15 protein-coding genes are annotated in these 19,065 nt (G+C 58.6%); 9 read left to right on the plus strand and 6 right to left on the minus strand.

Translation table 11 applies throughout. The features are described from left to right. Positions 1 to 7 precede the first annotated feature (7 nt). From ACR3E4_RS20365 to ACR3E4_RS20380, 4 genes are all read left to right on the plus strand, one after another. On the plus strand, positions 8 to 1,678 hold the full coding sequence (locus ACR3E4_RS20365; RefSeq protein ID WP_480531101.1) for a sulfatase-like hydrolase/transferase: 1,671 nt from the start codon (positions 8 to 10) through the stop codon (positions 1,676 to 1,678). 87 nt (positions 1,679 to 1,765) lie between these two features. Beyond that, positions 1,766 to 3,283, plus strand: a complete 1,518-nt coding sequence (gene gpmI / locus ACR3E4_RS20370) for a 2,3-bisphosphoglycerate-independent phosphoglycerate mutase (RefSeq protein ID WP_480531103.1) — start codon at positions 1,766 to 1,768, stop codon at positions 3,281 to 3,283. Then, positions 3,280 to 4,410: a murein hydrolase activator EnvC family protein gene (locus tag ACR3E4_RS20375; RefSeq protein WP_480531105.1), complete on the plus strand. Its 1,131-nt coding sequence runs from the start codon at positions 3,280 to 3,282 to the stop codon at positions 4,408 to 4,410. The genes gpmI and ACR3E4_RS20375 overlap by 4 nt, the downstream gene beginning before the upstream one ends. A gap of 6 nt (positions 4,411 to 4,416) precedes the next feature. Then, complete coding sequence (locus ACR3E4_RS20380) at positions 4,417 to 5,760, plus strand: S41 family peptidase (protein ID WP_480531107.1); 1,344 nt, start codon at positions 4,417 to 4,419, stop codon at positions 5,758 to 5,760. A 31-nt stretch (positions 5,761 to 5,791) separates the two neighbouring features. Here ACR3E4_RS20380 and ACR3E4_RS20385 read toward each other — a convergent pair whose 3' ends face one another. From ACR3E4_RS20385 to ACR3E4_RS20395, 3 genes are all read right to left on the minus strand, one after another. After that, positions 5,792 to 7,318, minus strand: coding sequence for an MFS transporter (locus ACR3E4_RS20385; RefSeq protein WP_480531109.1), 1,527 nt, complete (start codon positions 7,316 to 7,318; stop codon positions 5,792 to 5,794). A gap of 82 nt (positions 7,319 to 7,400) precedes the next feature. Continuing rightward, positions 7,401 to 7,757, minus strand: coding sequence for a hypothetical protein (locus ACR3E4_RS20390; RefSeq protein WP_480531111.1), 357 nt, complete (start codon positions 7,755 to 7,757; stop codon positions 7,401 to 7,403). 10 nt (positions 7,758 to 7,767) lie between these two features. Beyond that, on the minus strand, positions 7,768 to 8,529 hold the full coding sequence (locus ACR3E4_RS20395; RefSeq protein WP_480531113.1) for a DUF6478 family protein: 762 nt from the start codon (positions 8,527 to 8,529) through the stop codon (positions 7,768 to 7,770). A gap of 236 nt (positions 8,530 to 8,765) precedes the next feature. Here ACR3E4_RS20395 and ACR3E4_RS20400 point away from each other — a divergent pair, with 236 nt between their 5' ends. Genes ACR3E4_RS20400 through ACR3E4_RS20415 form a run of 4 tightly spaced genes read left to right on the plus strand, consistent with a single transcriptional unit; the run spans position 8,766 to position 14,998 of the window. Further along, positions 8,766 to 11,861 carry an ABC transporter transmembrane domain-containing protein gene (locus tag ACR3E4_RS20400; protein WP_480531115.1) on the plus strand — a complete coding sequence of 1,032 codons (3,096 nt, stop codon included), beginning with the start codon at positions 8,766 to 8,768 and terminating at the stop codon, positions 11,859 to 11,861. Further along, a complete protein-coding gene (locus ACR3E4_RS20405) occupies positions 11,851 to 12,750 on the plus strand; it encodes a CPBP family intramembrane glutamic endopeptidase (protein ID WP_480531117.1) in 900 nt (299 codons plus the stop codon). Before ACR3E4_RS20400 ends, ACR3E4_RS20405 begins: the two co-directional genes overlap by 11 nt. Before the next feature lie 59 nt (positions 12,751 to 12,809). After that, positions 12,810 to 13,727 (plus strand): acetyl-CoA carboxylase, carboxyltransferase subunit beta, encoded by a 918-nt coding sequence (gene accD, locus ACR3E4_RS20410; RefSeq protein ID WP_480531119.1) that lies wholly within the window; start codon positions 12,810 to 12,812, stop codon positions 13,725 to 13,727. Further along, a complete protein-coding gene (locus ACR3E4_RS20415; RefSeq protein WP_480531121.1) occupies positions 13,724 to 14,998 on the plus strand; it encodes a bifunctional folylpolyglutamate synthase/dihydrofolate synthase in 1,275 nt (424 codons plus the stop codon). The genes accD and ACR3E4_RS20415 overlap by 4 nt, the downstream gene beginning before the upstream one ends. 58 nt (positions 14,999 to 15,056) lie before the next feature. Here ACR3E4_RS20415 and zapE read toward each other — a convergent pair whose 3' ends face one another. After that, positions 15,057 to 16,115, minus strand: a complete 1,059-nt coding sequence (gene zapE, locus ACR3E4_RS20420; RefSeq protein WP_480531123.1) for a cell division protein ZapE — start codon at positions 16,113 to 16,115, stop codon at positions 15,057 to 15,059. Positions 16,116 to 16,262: 147 nt separating this feature from the next. Here zapE and ACR3E4_RS20425 point away from each other — a divergent pair, with 147 nt between their 5' ends. Continuing rightward, entirely contained in the window at positions 16,263 to 17,504 is a 1,242-nt protein-coding gene (locus ACR3E4_RS20425) for an MFS transporter (RefSeq protein WP_480531125.1), read from the plus strand. Here ACR3E4_RS20425 and ACR3E4_RS20430 read toward each other — a convergent pair whose 3' ends face one another. Continuing rightward, the gene (locus ACR3E4_RS20430) at positions 17,505 to 18,413 is read right to left on the minus strand and encodes an ornithine cyclodeaminase family protein (RefSeq protein ID WP_480531127.1); all 909 of its coding nucleotides are present in this window, start codon (positions 18,411 to 18,413) and stop codon (positions 17,505 to 17,507) included. It lies immediately after the preceding gene. Then, complete coding sequence (locus tag ACR3E4_RS20435) at positions 18,410 to 19,030, minus strand: HAD family hydrolase (protein WP_480531129.1); 621 nt, start codon at positions 19,028 to 19,030, stop codon at positions 18,410 to 18,412. The genes ACR3E4_RS20430 and ACR3E4_RS20435 overlap by 4 nt, the downstream gene beginning before the upstream one ends. Positions 19,031 to 19,065: the final 35 nt, after the last annotated feature.

Below are 19,065 nucleotides of genomic sequence, written 5' to 3' on the forward strand. Positions count from 1 at the left end.
TCTTGGCATGACCAAGGCAAAGAACATTCTCTTCATCATGTTCGATCAACTGCGCTGGGACTACCTCAGCTGTTACGGGCATCCGCATCTTCACACTCCGAATATCGACCGTCTCGCTTCTAAGGGTGTGCGCTTTACCCGCGCCTATATTCAGTCGCCGATCTGCGGCAGTTCCCGGATGTCGACCTATACCGGCCGCTATGTGCATTCACATGGCGCGTCGTGGAACGGCATCCCGCTGAAAGTCGGTGAGATCACCATGGGTGATCACCTGCGCAAGGCAGGGATGGATTGCTGGCTGGTTGGCAAGACCCACATGCGTGCAGATGCCGAAGGCATGGCGCGGCTGGGGCTTGAACCCGACAGCCTGATCGGTGCGCGCGTCGCCGAGTGTGGTTTCGATGTCTTCGAACGCGACGATGGGATGCGCCCCGAGGGGCCGGATGGGTTCTATGATCCGGATGGGGCTAAAAAGTACAACGAATATCTGAAAGACAAAGGGTATGAGAGTGACAACCCCTGGCACGATTTTGCCAATTCCGGGCTGGACGCGGATGGCAATGTGCTCTCGGGTTGGTTTCTGAACAATTCCTCTGAAGCCGCAAATATCGCGGAGGAAGACAGCGAAACACCCTATCTGACCACCCGTGGTATCGAGTTCATGCAAAGCAATGACGGGCCGTGGTGCTGCCACCTGAGTTATATCAAGCCACATTGGCCCTACATCGTGCCGGAACCCTATGCCTCGATGTATGGTCCCGAGCACGTCTTGCCCGTCGTTCGGTCCGAGGCCGAGCGGCAGAATGCGCATCCGGTGCTCAAGGCATTCATGGACACGAAAATCGGACAGACCTTCTCGCGCCAGGATGTTCGCGAGGCGGTCATACCCGCCTACATGGGCCTGATCAAACAGGCCGACGACCAGATGGGGCGGCTGTTTGACTGGATGGAGCAGACTGGGCGGATGCAGGATACGATGATTGTGCTGACCTCGGATCACGGGGATTTTCTGGGCGATCACTGGATGGGAGAGAAGACTTTCTTCCACGACGCCTCGACCAAAATGCCACTGATCATCTACGATCCATCGCCCGAGGCCGATGCCACACGCGGCACCACCTGCGACGCATTGGTCGAATCCATCGATCTGGCACCCACCTTTTTGAAGGTTGCTGGCGGAAAACCTGCGGGCCACATCCTTGAAGGGCATTCATTGATGCCTGTTCTCCACGGTCAGGCCGACAGCGCGCCGCGTGATGTGGTGATCTGTGAATACGACTACTCGGCATCGCCCATTGCCCAGATGTTGAATGCCTCGGTTCGCGATGCGGTCATGTTCATGGTAGCGAATGAGAAATGGAAGCTGATCCATTGTGAGGGCGGCTATCGCCCGCTCTTGTTCGATTTGGAGAATGATCCGGACGAGTTGACCGATCTGGGCGACAGTGCTGAACACGCAGAGGTCATCGCCGAGATGTATGATCACCTGTTCACCTGGACACGGCGCCAATCCCAGCGCACCACCCGATCCGAAGAGCAACTGCTGAACATGCGCGAATCCAGCCGTGGGACCGGCGTGCTAATCGGTATCTACGACGAAAACGATATGCCGCTTGAACTGACCGTGAAATACCGCAACCGCAAGGCGCGGCCTTATGGGGATTACAAGACGGATTAATTCTGTGCCAACAGCCCCAAAAGACGGTTCAACCTTGCGCGGGCAGGGGATAGAACACAGCAACACCGCCTCAATCGGAGAGCTTTCATGACCGCCCCCAAACCCGTTGTTTTGTGTATCCTCGATGGTTGGGGCCTGTCTGACGACACCGAAGCCAACGCGCCCTATCTGGCAAACACTCCGACCTTCGATGCGCTCATGGCTGAAGGCCCCCATGCGCAACTGATCACGCACGGGCCGGATGTTGGTCTGCCGAGCGGCCAGATGGGCAATTCAGAGGTCGGCCATACCAATATCGGGGCAGGGCGCGTGGTCGCGATGGACCTGGGCCAGATCGATCTGGCGATCGAGGATGGCTCATTCTTTGACAACAAGGCGCTGCGGGACTTCATCGCCCGAGTGAACGACGCGGGCGGAACGGCGCATCTGATGGGGCTGGTCTCGGATGGCGGGGTGCACGGACATCTCGACCATATCGTGGCCGCCGCCAAGGCCATCACCGATGCAGGCGTTCCGGTGGCGCTGCACGCCATCACCGACGGGCGGGATGTGGCGCCCAAATCGGCCTTTACCTATATTTCCGAGCTGCAAGACCGCCTGCCTGAAAACGCGAAGATCGTCACCGTCTGCGGTCGCTATTTTGCCATGGATCGCGACAACCGCTGGGAACGGGTGGCCGAGGCTTACGCGGCCATGGTCAAAGGGCAGGGCCGGGTCGAGAGCACTGCGCATTATGCAGTGGATCATGCCTACAACCAGTCGGAAACGGATGAATTCATCGCGCCGACCGTATTGGGCGACTATGACGGCATTCGGGACGGAGACGGCTTTTTCTGCCTCAACTTCCGCGCCGACCGCGCCCGCGAAATCCTGCGTGCGATCGGAGAGCCCGGATTTTCCGATTTCGACACCGGCCCCCGTCCGCAGCTGTCGGCGCTGCTGGGGATGGTGGAATATTCTGACGGTCACAATGCCTATATGACCACCGTGTTTCCCAAGCGGGATATCGTGAACACGCTGGGCGAATGGGTCGCAAAACAGAGTTTGCGCCAGTTTCGGCTGGCCGAGACCGAGAAATATCCCCATGTCACCTTCTTCCTGAACGGTGGCAAGGAACAGCCTGAAGGCGGTGAGGATCGCTTCATGCCCAAATCACCCAAGGTGGCGACGTATGATTTGCAACCCGAGATGTCCTCGGCCGAAGTGACCGAGAAATTCGTCGAGGCGATTCATGAGGGTTATGATCTGATCGTCACCAACTACGCCAATCCCGATATGGTCGGCCATTCGGGCGACCTGCAGGCGGCGATTGAAGCCTGCGAAGCCGTTGATCAGGGGCTGGGGCAGGTGGTTGCCGCCCTGAAGCAGGCTGGCGGCGCAATGATCGTGACTGCGGATCATGGCAATTGCGAAATGATGGTCGACCCGGAAACAGGCGGCCCTCATACGGCACACACTTTGAACCCTGTGCCCGTCGTTCTGGTCGGAGGCCCTAAAGGTGCGGTCCTGCGCAACGGGCGGTTGGCCGATCTTGCGCCGACGCTGCTGCAACTCATGGAGTTGCCGGTGCCTCCTGAAATGACCGGGCAAAGCCTGCTGACATGAGGGCATTCTGGCTCAGCCTGACGCTGCTGTGGTCATGGCCCGTCATGGCTCAGAACAGCCCATCCGAGGCTGCGCTGGAGGCTGCGCAAATGCTGGAGCAGGCATCGGTCGCGCTGTCCGAAGCCGACTCTGCCCGTGACCGGGTGCGTGCGCTGACCGAAACGATACAGGCCTACGAGGCCGGTCTGACCGCCATGCGCGACGGTTTGCGCCGCGCCGCTCTGCGCGAAACCCAGTTAACCGCCGAGTTGCAGGCGCGCGAAAGGGAAGTGGCACAATTGCTTGGCGTTCTGCAAACTATCGAAACCACCGCTCCACCGGTGCTTATGCTGCATCCGTCGGGGCCGCTGGGGGCGGCGCGGACTGGCATGATGCTGTCCGAAGTCACACCGGGGCTGAACGCGCAGGCCCGTGCCCTGGCGGCTGATCTGCAAGAGGTTCAGACGCTGCGACGGCTTCAGCAAAGCGCTGCGAACACGCTGACCGAGGGTCTGACAGGCGTGCAGGATGCCCGCACCCGCCTGAGCGAGGCCATCGCGGACCGAACCGACCTGCCGCGCCGCTTTGTTGAAGACCCGGTGCGCACGGCCATTCTGATTTCGTCGACTGAAACGCTGGACGGGTTTGCCAGTGGCCTGTCAGAAATCACGGCTGGCGAGATTGCCGAGACCAACGCAAGTGTCACTGACCTCAAGGGCCGGATCGCGTTGCCGACGCAAGGTGTGATTCTACATGGGGCAGGTGAGACGGACGCAGCAGGTGTTACGCGGCCCGGGCTCGTATTGGGCACGCGCCCGCGGGCGCTGGTTGTTTCACCGACCGCTGCTACGATCCGCTACCGTGGCCCGCTGCTGGATCTCGGGAATCTGGTGATCCTCGAACCACAACCCGGCCTGCTTTTCGTGTTCTCGGGCCTGCAAGAGGTCTATGGGCAACCCGGACAGGTGATCCCCGAAGGTACTCCGGTGGGTCTGATGCCCGGTGAAACCCCCGGAATCGGCGCTATTATGTCAACAAGCGGTGATGGCACTGGAACTGACCGTTCAGAAACGCTCTATATAGAGGTAAGACAAGGCAACAGCCCCGTGGATCCGGACAATTGGTTCCGGACGGACAAGGATGGATAAACGAGTATGAAGAAATTTGTGATGGCCGGTCTGGCCGGCACCGTGGCAGGGATTATCGCAACCACTCAGATCGCGGGTCCCTTGCTGGCGCAGGAGGCTGAAAACAAGGCCAGTGTTTATGAGCAACTGGACCTGTTCGGCGACATCTTCGAACGCATCCGCGCGCAATATGTCGAGGAAGTGGAAACCGAGGAACTGATCGAGGCGGCGATTGACGGAATGCTGACCTCGCTGGATCCGCATTCCAGCTATTTGTCGCCTGACGATGCCGAACAGATGCGCGTGCAAACGCGTGGTGAGTTCGGCGGGCTGGGAATCGAAGTCACGCAGGAAGACGGTTTTGTCAAAGTTGTCTCTCCGATCGATGACACCCCGGCGGATGCTGCGGGCATTGAGGCTGGCGATTTCATCACCCATGTGGATGGCGAGAGCATTCTGGGCCTGACACTGGACAAGGCGGTTGATCTGATGCGCGGGCCGGTCGGGTCCGAGATCGTGATCACCGTTGTGCGTGAAGGTGAAGCCGATCCCTTCGACGTTACCATCATCCGCGACACCATCAAACTGACCGCAGTACGGGCGCGTACCGAAGGCACCAGCGTTGTGCTGCGCGTCACCACCTTCAACGATCAGACCTATCCCAACCTCAAGACAGGTCTTGAAGAACAGATTGAAGAGGCAGGCGGTATCGAAAACGTCAACGGCATCGTGCTGGACCTGCGCAACAACCCGGGTGGTCTGCTGACTCAGGCGATCAAGGTTTCAGACGCGTTTCTGGATGAGGGTGAGATCGTATCGACCCGTGGCCGCAATCCCGAAGACGGCGAGCGTTTCAACGCCACGCCCGGTGACCTGACCGGCGGCAAGCCGATTGTCGTTCTGATCAATGGCGGCTCGGCCTCCGCGTCCGAGATTGTAGCGGGCGCGCTGCAGGATCATCACCGTGCCATCGTTGTGGGCACCAAGAGCTTCGGCAAGGGCTCGGTCCAGACAGTGATGCCGCTGCGCGGAGATGGCGCGATGCGTCTGACCACGTCGCGTTATTACACGCCGTCTGGCCGCTCAATCCAGGCGCTTGGCGTCAGCCCCGATATCATCGTGGAACAGCCGCGTCCGGCACCCGCGACCGAAGAGGAAGAGGAAAGCAACGCCCGCACCCGGTCCGAAGCCGACCTGCGCGGCAGCCTGAACAATGACAGCCTGAGCGAGGATGAAATCCGTCAGATCGAAGAGGATCGCGCCAAGGCCGAAGCCACGGCAGAGCTGCGCGAGCAGGATTACCAGCTGGCCTATGCCATCGACATCCTTAAGGGACTGTCAGCGTTCAACCCGACCGGGCCGTCGCAGTAATCAGCCGAGGGCCGCAGAGATTGCGGCCCTTCTAGCTTTCGACTTTGTGCAGTTTCTTCTCGTCAAGCATCAGCGCGAGAATGATACCGACCGAAACCGAGATAGTGGCGAATACAAAGGCCATGTTCATCCCGCTGTCAAAGGCCGTCGCTATGGCGGCCTTTACCTTTTCAACCTCACCGGAATTCAGTTTTTGCAGGACGGCCTTGGCCGAGTCGGTCGTCAGCGTACCGCCATTGATCGCTTTTTGATCTGCCTCAGACAGTTTGATGCCTGCGGCGGCAAGTTGATCGCGCAAGCTGGACAGGCTGACGACATACATTACTGCCGTTGCGCAAGCGACTGAAATGGCACCATAAACAAGGTGAGTCATGAAGCTTAGCCCACCAACCAGCCCTGCACGTTCGGGTTTGACGGCGCATACAGCGGCGGTGCCTGAGGGGCCAACTGTCAGCGTTGCCCCAAGCCCCATTAGCGCCATACCGGGCAAGATCTGAAAATACCCCCAGCTTTCTGGCATGATGATCACGCTTAACGCACCCACCGTTGCGCAGAAATATCCCCACAACAGCAAGCGTTTGGGCCCGAAATCATTATACAGCGTGCCCGAAACGATGGAGCCAACCGCGAGCAATACGGTCAACGGAGCCAACCCGAGCGCCGATTGGAACACCGACCATCCCAGAACCTTTTGCATGTATTGCGGGAAATATAACAAGGCCACGAATGCCGCCGAGACGTTGAACATGTTCAGGCCAAGAGTGATCAGAAATTCTCGGTTTTGCATCAGTTGTGGCAGCAACAGCGGTTCCCTGACGCGTTTTTCGACCATCGGGAACAGGAAGAACAGCACCGCGCTGACGAAGAACAACAGCAAGAGCGGCACCGAGGTCCAACCCCAATCCGCACCAACATCCAACCCATAAAGCAGAAGCAGAACCGCAAAGGACAGAATGCCCATTCCGGCAAAGTCGATATGTTCGCCCTTCTTATGCTCGGTCTCACGCTCCATCAGCAGGATCGCGGTGGTCATGGAGATGCTCGAGAAAATGACGTTGGCCAGAAAGAACAGCCGCCAGTCACCCAGATTGACCACGGTACCGCTGATCAACGGGCCAAAGACATTGCCCGTTGTTACGCCTGCCAGAATGAGGCCCATCACCAAGGCGCGATGCTCGTCCTTTGAGACTTTCGTCGCCCCAAAGGCCAATGTGCAGGGCCAGACGCAGCCTGCACCGATCCCTTGCAGCGCTCGGGCGCCAATCAGATAGTCCAGACCCGGAGAGACAAAGCACAGAATTGAGGCAAACAAGAAGATCGCAAGGCCGATAATCATCACCTTGCGGTGACCAAACATATCCCCCAGCCGCCCGCCCGCAACCATGGTCATGGCAAAGAACAGCGCATAGATATTCAGAACCCATTGGGTGCTGGTGATATCTGCGTCAAAGCTGTTTTCGATGGCCGGGACCAGCATCAGCGCACCGGTAAAGTCGATCCCGATGCCGAAGCCCGTTATCATCAGGGCGATCACTTTGATAATGCTGTTGCGGTCCATAAGGTCCTCAATCCGCGCTGAATGACTTCATGATGCACGAATGAGGCTGAAAAGATAGGCAAATGGCCTGAATGATCGCGGATCAGGACTGTGTTTGCGATCGTCGGAAGGCCCGTTTCAGCATATCGAGTTCGGCACGCAGTAGCGCAACTTCGGCCCGCAGATCGTCAGCGGCGGGGGTCCCTGCGATGATCGTGAAATCCCCAAGTTTCTGATCTGTTGTGGCATCAAAGATGGCGATGCTATGCACCCCTTCAGACAGCGCGGCGACTGGGACCGGAATACGTAAGGCCCACCCGTCAGTTTCCTGGGTCAGCTCGACATCCGGCACCTGTTCGCCGAGATAGCGAACCTCGATTTGCGGCTCGCTTTCAGCAGTCAGGTGTCCTTCCCACAGAGCGTTTTCAAAGCGGATCGGTGTCAGAGTAACTTGGGTCATTTGTGCTCACTTACAGATCAGCCCGGTGGTGGCGGCAAAAGGTCAGGTCCCGCAGAACAACCCGGTTCATCGCGGGCTGCTCGAGGATCAGATCAAGCCACAACTTTTCAATTCTGTGTTCATTCAGATGCAGATGCGCCAGATCAAAATCGATTGCGGCTTCCGGCCGCGACAGATCAAGCGCGCGCAGAACTTGTTCTGTGTTCGGGCCATGTTGAATGTTGAGCCGCGCGAATACTACCGCCGGGCGTTCGCATTCGACCACCGTATCGACCCGCATCAGATGCTGACCTGTCAGGCCCTTCGCCGCGTCTGCGGGCAGTTCGACCGACAAGGATAGGAAAGACCCTTGAAAGTCAAAGACTTCGATCGCCATGCTAAAGGCGGCAAGATCCTTGTCGCCACGGTTTCTTTCCTGACGCATCGCGATCTCTGACCGGTCGCAATCATGAAAGATGGTCACTTGCTTGTCCATCGTCGCCTTGCGCGCAGCCGAGGCGAGGCCTTTGCGGACTAAGGGCGCCTTCCAGAGATCCGGCCTCCAGGACCAATCCGTGCCAAGCGGTCGCGAAAACTGGTTCGATCCGATCAGCGGCTGAATCAGACGGGCATCGGCGGCTTGTGTTAGCTGCTCCAGCTCTTTGCGCAGTTGACGGGCGTCGTCACGCTGGCGCCGAAGTTCAGGCAATGAGGCCTGACCCGCATGTCGCACAGCATCCCGCCATTGGGCCAAGACCTTGCGTTGCAAATATCGATCCAGAAGTTTACCCATTGCCTCATCTTCGGTAGCTCTCCCTTCTTTAGTCAAAGAGCGGGCGGGGAACAAACCCGTCTTGCGCCGGCCTGTTCAAAAGTTGATTTCAAAGCGTGCGATCTCAGTCTCGAATCGCTGGACACGCGCGCACTCATTCTTGCAATAGGTCATGCCGACGCTTACCTTCGGCTCTCTGATCGCGGGAATGTTGCGCATCGCCTTTGGATCATTCAATTTCAGGACGAGGCAGGTGTATGGAACCCACCTTATTTTCATTCATCTGGAAGTATTCGAAGAAGCAGCAGATGGTGCTGCTGGTCCTGACGGTCCTGTCGTTTCCCTTTCTCTACGCCTCGCTTGAACTACCAAAACAGATCATCAATGACGCGATTGGTGCGCCTGCGGATACGGTAACGGTGTTCGGCTTCACGGTAACCCAGATTCAGTATCTGATGATCCTGTGTTTTGCCTTTCTGGCCACCGTGATCGCCAGCGGCCTGATGAAGATGCGCATCAACACCATGAAGGGCGTTCTGGCCGAACGGATGCTGCGCCGTCTGCGTTTTACCCTGATCAGCCGGTCCATGCGCTTCCCGAAATCCTATTTCGCGACAACAAGCCAGGGCGAGCTGGTCTCGATGATTACCTCCGAGGCCGAGCCGATGGGCGGGTTGATGGGCGACGCCATTGCGCAGCCGGTGTTCCAATTCGGGCAGATGATGACCATCGTCACCTTCCTGTTCATGCAAAGTGTCTGGTTCGGGCTGGCCAGTATTGCCTTGATCCCCCTGCAGGCATGGCTGATTCCCAAGTTGCAACGGCAGATCAACCTGCTGAACAAGGACCGGATTCAAGAGGTCCGGCGCCTAAGTTCGGAAATCGGTGAAAGCGCCGCCGGGATCAGTGACCTGCGCACCAATGGCGGCTGGCGCTATCGTCTGGCGCAGTTCAGCCATCGTCTGGGCACCTTGTTCGAGATCCGGTTCAAGATCTACAACAAGAAATTCTTCATGAAGTTCCTCAACAATCTGATCACTCAGATGACTCCGTTCCTGTTCTACTCGGTGGGCGGCTATCTGGCGATCACGGGTGAGGTGACAGTGGGCGCGCTGGTGGCCGCTCTGGGCGCATATAAGGACCTCAGCGGCCCGTGGAAGGATCTGCTGACCTACTACAATCAGGTGCAGGACATGTCGCTGCGCTGGGAAATCGTGACCGAGCGGTTTGCGCCGTCGAACATGATCCCCGAAAGTCTGTTCGAGGGTGTCCCTGAGTCAATTCCACGTCTGCACGGCGATATCGAGCTGCGCAATGTCACAGTGCGTGATGACGATGGCAAAACCATCCTTGAAGACATTGACCTGACCATTCCCTGTGGCGCGCGCGTGGCGATTCAATCGACCCACGCAGCCGAGCGCAGCGCGCTTGCGCAGTTGCTGACCCGAGAGCTGCTTCCGGCTCAGGGTGAAGTTGTTCTGGCGGGTCACAATCTGAACGATCTGCACCAATCCGTCATTGCCGCCCGGATCGGCTATGCCTATTCGCGGCCTTATCTGTTTGACGGGACGCTGGGCGACAATCTGTTGATGCCGCTGCGAACACATCCGCAACATGAAGAAGACGCGTTGAAAGTGCCCAGCCGTCGCCAGATCGAGGCTGTTCGCGCAGGCAATCCACCGGATTCGCTCAGCGACGAATGGATCGATCCGGGGCTCGCGGGACTTGATGATATCGAGGACATCCGCGATTGGTGGTTCCAACTGGTCGAGGCGATGGGCATCGACGAGTTCATGTTCCGCCGCACCTTGCGCTCACAATTTGACCCAGAGCTTCATCCAGAATTGGCGCAAGAGATTGTCAATCTGCGTGAAACCGTTGCAACCCGGTTGCAGGAACGGGGGCTGGACAAATACGTCTATCGCTTTGATCCGGACCGTTTCAACCCGGCGGTTCCGCTGGGGGGCAATCTTCTGTTCGCTGCGCCTTCGCACGATATTTCGCCTGATATTCTGGCCGGAGACGGACGGTTCATGTCGATGCTGGCCGCACATGAATTGGACGATGACGCGCTGAGCATTGCCGAGGCCGTTCTGGACACGTTGAACCAGACCTTCGGGCGCGACGGCGCAGATCACCCCCTGTTCTTGCGACTGGGCCTGTCGAAAGACATGTATCACCGCCTGCTCGACATCGAAGAGCGCCGCAAATCCAAAGGGGAAGAGGCCCTGAATGATCAGGAACGTGCCCTGTTGCTGACCGTTCCTTTCATGCTGACTGCCGAACAGATCGGACCCAGCTTCCCCGAAGAATACAAGGACAAGATCCTTGCAATCCGCCAGAGCCAGGCCGAAAGGTTGCGCAGTGCCATGGGCGGGATGTTCATACCGGTGACGCCTGATCTGTATGTCCCGCGCCTGACTGCGATGGAAAACGCGCTGTATGGTCGGGTCTCGATCATGGCCGGTGCCCATGCCGAAGAGATCGAAGATCTGGTGGCCGAGGTCCTGAACGAGGCTGGATTGCGCCGTCGGGCGGCGGCTATCATCTATGATCTGCCCTCGGGATTAGGCGGAAACAACCTGCCGACGGTGTTTCAGGAACGCGCCGCATTCTCGCGGGCCGGGATCAAACGTCCCGATATCCTGATCCTCGACAAGGCGTTGGCCAGCCACGATTCGGAAAGCCGGTTGCGCACAAGGTTGAAGCTGCGCGAACTTCTACCCGACGCGATCATGATCTTCATGGAAGATCATTTTGCCCACCCCGAGGCCTACGATCTGTTTGTCGAGGTCAAGGATGGCCGCATCGACGGCGTCTCGCGCGTACGGCCCGAAACCGAAGACAGTTCCTCTGATGACCTGAGCCGCAAGCTCAAGATCATCTCGTCGACCGAGTTGTTCTCGCGGCTGGACGGGCGCAACCAGCGCCTGCTTGCCTTCTCGGCGCAGTGGTATGAGGCCGCCGCAGGGCAGGTGGTGTTCGCGCGCGGTCAGGCCCCCGACGCCGCCTATCTGTGCATCTCGGGCGAGGCCAGCCTGGAGTGGCTGAACAAGGATGGCGCGCTTGAAACCCTCTCGACAGTCGAGCCGGGGCGCTTGATCGGTGATCTTGCGATTATCACCAACGAACCGCGACAGCTGGATCTGGTAGCGACGACAGACTGCGCCTTTCTGAGGATCGGTGCCGAGGAGTTGCGCGCCGTGATCGAAAGTGACGCAAGCGTCGCCGTTCAGCTTCTTGAAACTGTTGCAGGTTACCTGACCTCTGCCGCCGAGCGAATGCGCGCGCCAAACGCCTTGCCGGTCGAAGAAACCTCTTCGCCGGGCGCCGAGCCGACAAATGCCACCTGACAAGTCTCCTGGGGCGTATCAGCCTCATCAAGTGCTTCTGACTGAGGCGCGGAAATTCCCCGAGCTTTGGCGCCTGATTGTCGGTACGGGTATCGTTGCTGCGGTTATCTTGTCGTTGAACGCAGTTCTTTTTACGATGGTCGCCAGTCTTGGCACAGCTGAATGGGCTGCTCGGTTTCTGACCGGCTCATCCCCCATTGCGCTTTTGCTGGTTCTGAGCAGTTTCATCTTCGTCACTCTGGGCGTCGCAGTTGCGGCAAGATTGATCCAGCACCGCTCACTCGCCACGGTGATTGGGCCGCCGGCGGTGGCTGTCCGTCAATTCTGGCTGGTCCTGCGTGCGTTGGCCTGTTTGGGGGCTGTGCTGCTGATCCTGCCGCCATACGATTTTGGAGCGCCGCTGGTTGCCAATCTACCGCTGCTGAAATGGTTGGTCCTGTTGCCGCTGTCACTGATCGCCGTTCTGATACAAACCAGCGCCGAAGAAATCTTGTTCCGGGGCTATTTGCAGCAAAGTTTGGCTGCACGGTTCCGATCCCCGTTGATCTGGATGCTCATGCCCTCACTTCTGTTCGCGACGGGGCATTACAACCCTTCTATGGCTGGCGACAACGCTGTCCTGATCACCGTCTGGGCGATGGCATTTGGCTTACTGACCGCCGATCTCACCGCCCGATCGGGAACGCTGGGCCCAGCAATCGCGCTGCATTTCTTCAACAATTTCGCCGCACTTCTTGTCATTTCACTGCCTGACAGTCTAAGCGGCCTGGCTCTGTATCACTTGCCATATGAGACTTCGGACACGCAGGCCATCCGTCCCTGGCTGTTTGTCGACTTTGCGCTCATGATTGTCGGGTGGCTCACTGCGCGGCTGGTCCTCAGGCGCTGATTGCAATTCCTGCGCCAGCGTCTTATTTGACGTCAACGCAGTCTCAGCAAGGTTCCGACATGAACTGGATCACAAACTACGTCCGCCCCCGGATCAACTCGATCTTCTCGCGCCGGGAAGTGCCTGAAAACCTCTGGCACAAGTGCGATGAATGCGGAACGATGTTGTTCCACCGCGAATTGGCGGAGAACCAGAATGTCTGCACCCAGTGCGATCACCACATGGCGATCACCCCGCGAGACCGGTTCAGCCATCTGTTCGACGGCGGCATTTTCACCGAGGTAGAGGTGCCTGCGCCCAAAGATGATCCGCTGCAGTTCCGCGATCAAAAGAAATACCCCGACCGGATGAAAGCGGCGCAGAAAAAAACCGGCGAGAAAGAGGCGATGCTGGTCGCCGTGGGCGAGATTGGCCGCACCCCGATTGTGGCCGCCGCGCAGGATTTCTCGTTCATGGGCGGCTCGATGGGCATGTATGTCGGCAACGCCATCATCGCCGCCGCGCAAGAGGCGGTGAAGCTAAAGCGCCCTCTGATCCTGTTCTCGGCGGCAGGTGGTGCGCGGATGCAGGAAGGCATCCTCAGCCTGATGCAGATGCCACGCACTACGGTGGCAGTCGAAATGCTGAAAGAGGCGAATCTGCCCTATATCGTCGTGTTGACCCACCCGACCACAGGTGGCGTTACCGCATCTTACGCGATGCTGGGCGACGTGCATATTTCAGAACCCAACGCCCTGATCTGTTTCGCCGGTCCCCGGGTAATCGAGCAAACTATACGGGAAAAGTTGCCCGAAGGTTTCCAGCGCGCCGAATACCTGCTGGATCACGGGATGTTGGACCGAGTCACCAAGCGCACCGAAATGCGCGATGAGTTGATAACCATCACGCGTATGCTGATGAACCAACCTCCGGCCGTCAAAGGCGATCTGCCCGCGCCCGCTCCGGAAGCCCCCGTCGAGGAAACGGCTGAAAAATGACCAGCCAGAGTTCGGACGTCATCCTTGACCGGATGATGGCGCTGCACCCCAAGATCATCGACCTGACCTTGGACCGCGTCTGGCGTTTGCTGGCGGCGCTCGACAACCCGCAGCTAAGGCTGCCCCCGGTCATCCATATTGCGGGCACCAACGGCAAAGGCTCGACGCAGGCGATGATCCGCGCGGGGCTTGAGGGGGCAGGGCGCTCGGTCCATGCTTATACCTCACCGCATCTGGCGCGGTTTCACGAACGTATCCGACTGGCCGGAGAGTTGATATCGGAACCCGCCCTGACGGCCATTCTGGATGAATGCTACGCCGCTAATGATGGTGAGAACATCACCTATTTCGAAATCACCACCTGTGCCGCTCTGCTGGCTTTTGCGCGCACGCAGGCCGATTTCACGCTGCTTGAGGTGGGATTGGGCGGGCGTCTGGACGCTACCAATGTGATCGAACAGCCCCAAGCGACGGTGATTACCCCGATCTCGATCGACCACGAACAGTTCCTCGGCAACACCCTGGGCAAGATCGCCGCTGAAAAGGCCGGGATCATCAAACCCGGTGTAACCTGCGTTGTGGGCCCGCAAGAGGACGAGGCGCTGGAGGTGATCGAATACACCGCCGCCCGTCTGGGCGCGCCGCTGCTGGTGCATGGACAGCACTGGCATGTGCACGAAGAAAACGGGCGCCTTGTCTATCAGGACGAAACCGGCCTGCGTGACCTGCCGCTGCCCAACCTTCTGGGTGCGCATCAGATCCAGAATGCCGGCGCTGCCGTTGCCGTCCTGCGCCACCTTCAGATGGGAGACGCCGCGTATGAGGCCGCCGTCACCCGCGCCGAATGGCCCGCCCGGATGCAGCGGTTGAAAACAGGACCGCTGACCCAACAGGCCCCTCAGGCCGAGCTTTGGCTGGACGGTGGCCACAACGCCGCCGCCGGTTTCGCTCTGGCAGATGTCCTGTCAAAGCTACCCAAAAAGCCGACCCATATGATCTGCGGCATGCTCAATACCAAGGACGTAACCGGCTATCTCAGGCCATTGGCCGTGCAAGCCGACACGCTGACCGCCGTTTCGATCCCGGGTGAGGCCAACACCCTCAGCGCAGAAGATACGGCCGCAGCCGCAGTCAGGGTGAATCTGCCCGCCACCACCGCAAACAGCGTTGCGGAAGCCTTGAGCGCGATCACAGACAAAGACCCGCAAGCGCGCATCCTGATCTGCGGCTCGCTTTATCTCGCAGGCAATATCCTGCGTGAAAACGGGTAAAGCTTCTTCTGGCCAAAAAACTCCGGGGGAGTCGCCGATTGCGACGGGGCAGAGCCCCCTATCTTCCCCAGTTCTGATCCTGCATCTCGCGCAGACGCGAGGCGGTGCGTTCAAACTCGAACGTTCCTTCGCCTTCGACATACAGCATTTCGGGTTCTGCAGCAGCCGAACAGATCAGCCGAACCTTGGCCTCATACAGCGCATCGATCAGGGTCACAAAACGCTTGGCCTCGTTAAAGTTGTTGCGCGACAGTCGGGGGACATCCTCCAGCACCAGCACCTTCACGGCCTCGGCAACGGCAAGGTAATCTCCGGGCCCCAACATCCGCCCGCACAAGTCATAAAACGACGCCCGGGCCACCCCGTTTCGAAACGCAGGCAGAACAACCTCACGCCCCTTTACCTGCAACGCCAGAGGCTCGGCCGGACCACCCGACAGATCGTTCCAAACGGCCCTAATCTTTTCACGCGCTTCCGGCCCGATCGGCGCGAAATAGACCGGAGACCCCTCCAGCCGGTTCTGCCGGTAGTCGGTAGGTGAAACCAGTTCCCACACCTCAAGCTGTTCTTTGATATGCGCGATGAAGGGCAGGAATAATTGCCGGTTCAGACCATCCTTGTACAGCTCATCCGGATGGCGGTTCGAGGTTGTGACCACCACAACACCGCCCGCGTGCAACAGATCGAACAAGCGCCCGACAATCATCGCGTCGGTGATGTCGGTGATCTGCATTTCATCAAAGGCCAGCACCTTGGCCGATTTTACAACCGCGTCGGCCACTGGTGCCAAAGCGTCTTCGACACCCTCGTCGCGGGCTTTGTGCAGCCCGGCGTGGATTTCCTGCATGAAGGCGTGAAAGTGAACCCGACGGGCCGGAATATCGCCCAGAGACTCGACGAACATATCCATCAGCATGGATTTGCCGCGCCCGACACCGCCCCAAAGATACAGCCCCTTGGGCGGCGGCGGGGCTTTGCGGAAGAACCCGCGTTTGACCGGTTCCGCCAGCGCCGCGCGGATTCGTTCAAACCGGGGCAAAACAGCCTCTTGCGCGTCATCACGTGTCAGCGTGCCATCGCCGATGCGCGTCTCATAAAGCGATATCAAATCCGTCATAAACTGACGCATAACCTCCGACCCACGTGTTGAAAAGAAACCTTTTTTCCAGACACATCAATTTTGTTGAAGCGGAGTCGCAAAACTCCTGAATTGACGCGCCCCCTATGCCCGCTACTCTCGTCGGGCTAACACCCCGGAGCCCCCATGCCCCAATCTGCACGACTGTTGAATCCGATCCTGATCGTGGCCTGCATCATCATCACCGTCAGTTTTGCGGTGCGGGCGTCGTTTGGTGTGTTTCAGATTCCCATCGCCGACGAGTTCGGCTGGCTGCGCACCGATTTTTCGATGGCGATAGCGATACAGAATCTGGCCTGGGGCATCGGGCAGCCGATCTTTGGCGCCATCGCCGAGAAGATCGGTGACCGGCGCGCCATAATTCTGGGCGCATTGACCTATACCGCAGGTATGGTCCTGAGCGCATGGTCCGTCACGCCCTTCGAACACCAAACGTACGCCTGGCTGGTGGGGTTCGGCATAGCCGGTACCGGCTTTGGGGTCGTGCTGGCCGTTGTGGGGCGGGCTTCGTCCGATCAGAACCGCTCAATGTCGCTGGCCATCGTCACCGCGGCGGGCAGTTTTGGCCAGGTTATCGGCGCGCCAACGGCAGAGTGGCTGCTGACATTCCTTCCATGGCAACAGGTCTTTCTTGTCTTCGCCGTCGCGATACTGGCGCTGGTGCTGACGTTGCCCTTTATGCGCGGCCCAAAACCTGCCTCGAAAGCGGAGCTGGAAGAGGGCTTGGCACAAATCCTTGGCAAAGCCCTACGCGATCCGTCCTATGCGCTGATCGCCATCGGATTTTTCAGCTGCGGCTACCAACTCGGGTTTGTCACGGCACATTTCCCGGCCTTTGTGACCGAGATGTGTGGCCCGATCCAACCCGGGGGCGTTCTGCATTCGATTGGCATCACGACCACCTCGGCCCTTGGGGCTGTCGCGATTTCATTGATCGGTCTTGCAAATATCGGCGGCACCTTGCTGGCGGGTTGGGCCGGCAACCACTTCCCTAAGAAGTACTTGCTTGCAACGGTTTATACAGGCCGCACCATCGCAGCGGCCGCCTTTATCCTGTTCCCGATCACTCCGATGACGGTGATTGCTTTCTCGTTGGCTATGGGTTCTCTGTGGCTTGCAACGGTTCCGCTCACCTCGGGTCTTGTCGCGCATTTGTTCGGGCTGAGATATATGGGCACGCTCTATGGCATCGTGTTCCTCAGCCACCAGATCGGCAGCTTTCTGGGCATCTGGCTGGGCGGGCGCATGTATGATCAGTATGGCGACTACACTCTGGTCTGGTGGATCGGCATCGGGATCGGAGCGTTCAGTGCCATCGTCCATCTGCCGATCCGCGAGGACCGCTCTGACGCGGTCGCCGCTGCTTGATCAGGCCTGATACTTGTCGATGATATAGCGGCTGGTCATCAGATCCAGATGCGCCCCACCGCCGTTCTTGAAGACCGTAATGGCGGATGGGTCAGGCGCGAACTTATCGAGCGCATAGTAATCCGCGATCAGGTCATCGCGTGAGATGGCTCCGCTGGCGATGGGGGTCTTGATTTCGCCGATATAGTCAACTGTCGAATCAAAGCTGTCCATATAGATCAACCCGCGCTGGAGGGCGGTGTCATCCGCCTCGCGCATGTCGGGCCTGTAGGCTCCGATCAGGTTCAGGTGTTGGCCCGGGCGCAACCATTCTCCTCGGATGATGGGCTGCGTGCTCATCGTCGCGGTGGCAACGATATCCGCGCTGTTCACGGCATCCGGCAAATCATAGACGACGTCGACATGCCCCAGCTTTTTGGCAAGCATCTCGGCCTTGGCAATTGTCCGGTTCCACAGCGAAATTTGAGCGCGGGGAAAACCGGCCGCAAAGGCTTCGCACAAAGATTCCGCGACGGGCCCGGCGCCAACGATCAGTATTCGACGGCTCTCCGGATTTGCCAATCTCATCGCCCCTAGCAAGCTGTCTCCGGCGGTTTTCCATTTGGTTACCAGGAAGAAATCAACCAAAGCGGCAAGCCGTCCGTCCGTGTCGTCATACACGCTGACTGACCCATCGATTACGGGCCGTCCGATCTGCGCATTGCCGGGGAATATTGTCGTTGATTTCACGGCAAGACCCAGGCCGTCCACCCAAGCGGAACGCGACAACAAAGTGTCTTTGCCACGATAAAGAAACGTATCCTCGATCTGTGCCTTCGGTCGCTGGTGGCCTTTGCCGAACGCCTCGGTCAACTCAACCCAATCCAGATTGGCCTCACCTTCGGCGAAGGGTATCTGAAGGATGTTCAACGCGCCTCGTCCTCTGACAGCAACTCCTCGGCCACCAGACGATCCGCCCAACATTGCGGCGACTGGAAGTGATGCGTTTGCCACCCGCGCGCGCGTGCCGTTTCGATGTTGTCGATGCGGTCATCCGCAAAAAGCAGTGTCGCTGGCGTTAAACCGCAATCTGCCTCGACCATCTCATAAATCGGCTGGTGCGGTTTGACAGCTTTCATCCGGCCCGAAACATATTGCCGGTCAAATTCGTTCAGAAACGGATAAACAGTGGTAGCGTAGTCAAAATTCTGTACCCCGAAATTGGTGAGGGCAAAAACTGGCACATCATTTGCGCGCAACGCCCGAAGCAATCGGACCGAGTGTGGTATCTCTGGTGTCGCAAGCTCGATCCACTTGTCGTGCCACATGCGGATTTCGGCGCGCCAATCGGGATATTTTTCGGCCCATTCATAGATGGTGTCGGTGAAATGGTGCCCCTGATCGACCAGATCGTTCATGCCATGCAAGTCGACCTCGGCGAACATGGCGCGACGGCGTTCTTCGCCGATCACCCTATCGTAATAGCGTTCGGGCTGCCATTCGATCAGCACGTTTCCGATGTCAAAGATGACGGCTTTGATGGCCATGATGCGAACCTGCTTAACCTGTTCAGATTGTAACG

The organism is Ruegeria sp. AP11, assembly GCF_056535865.1.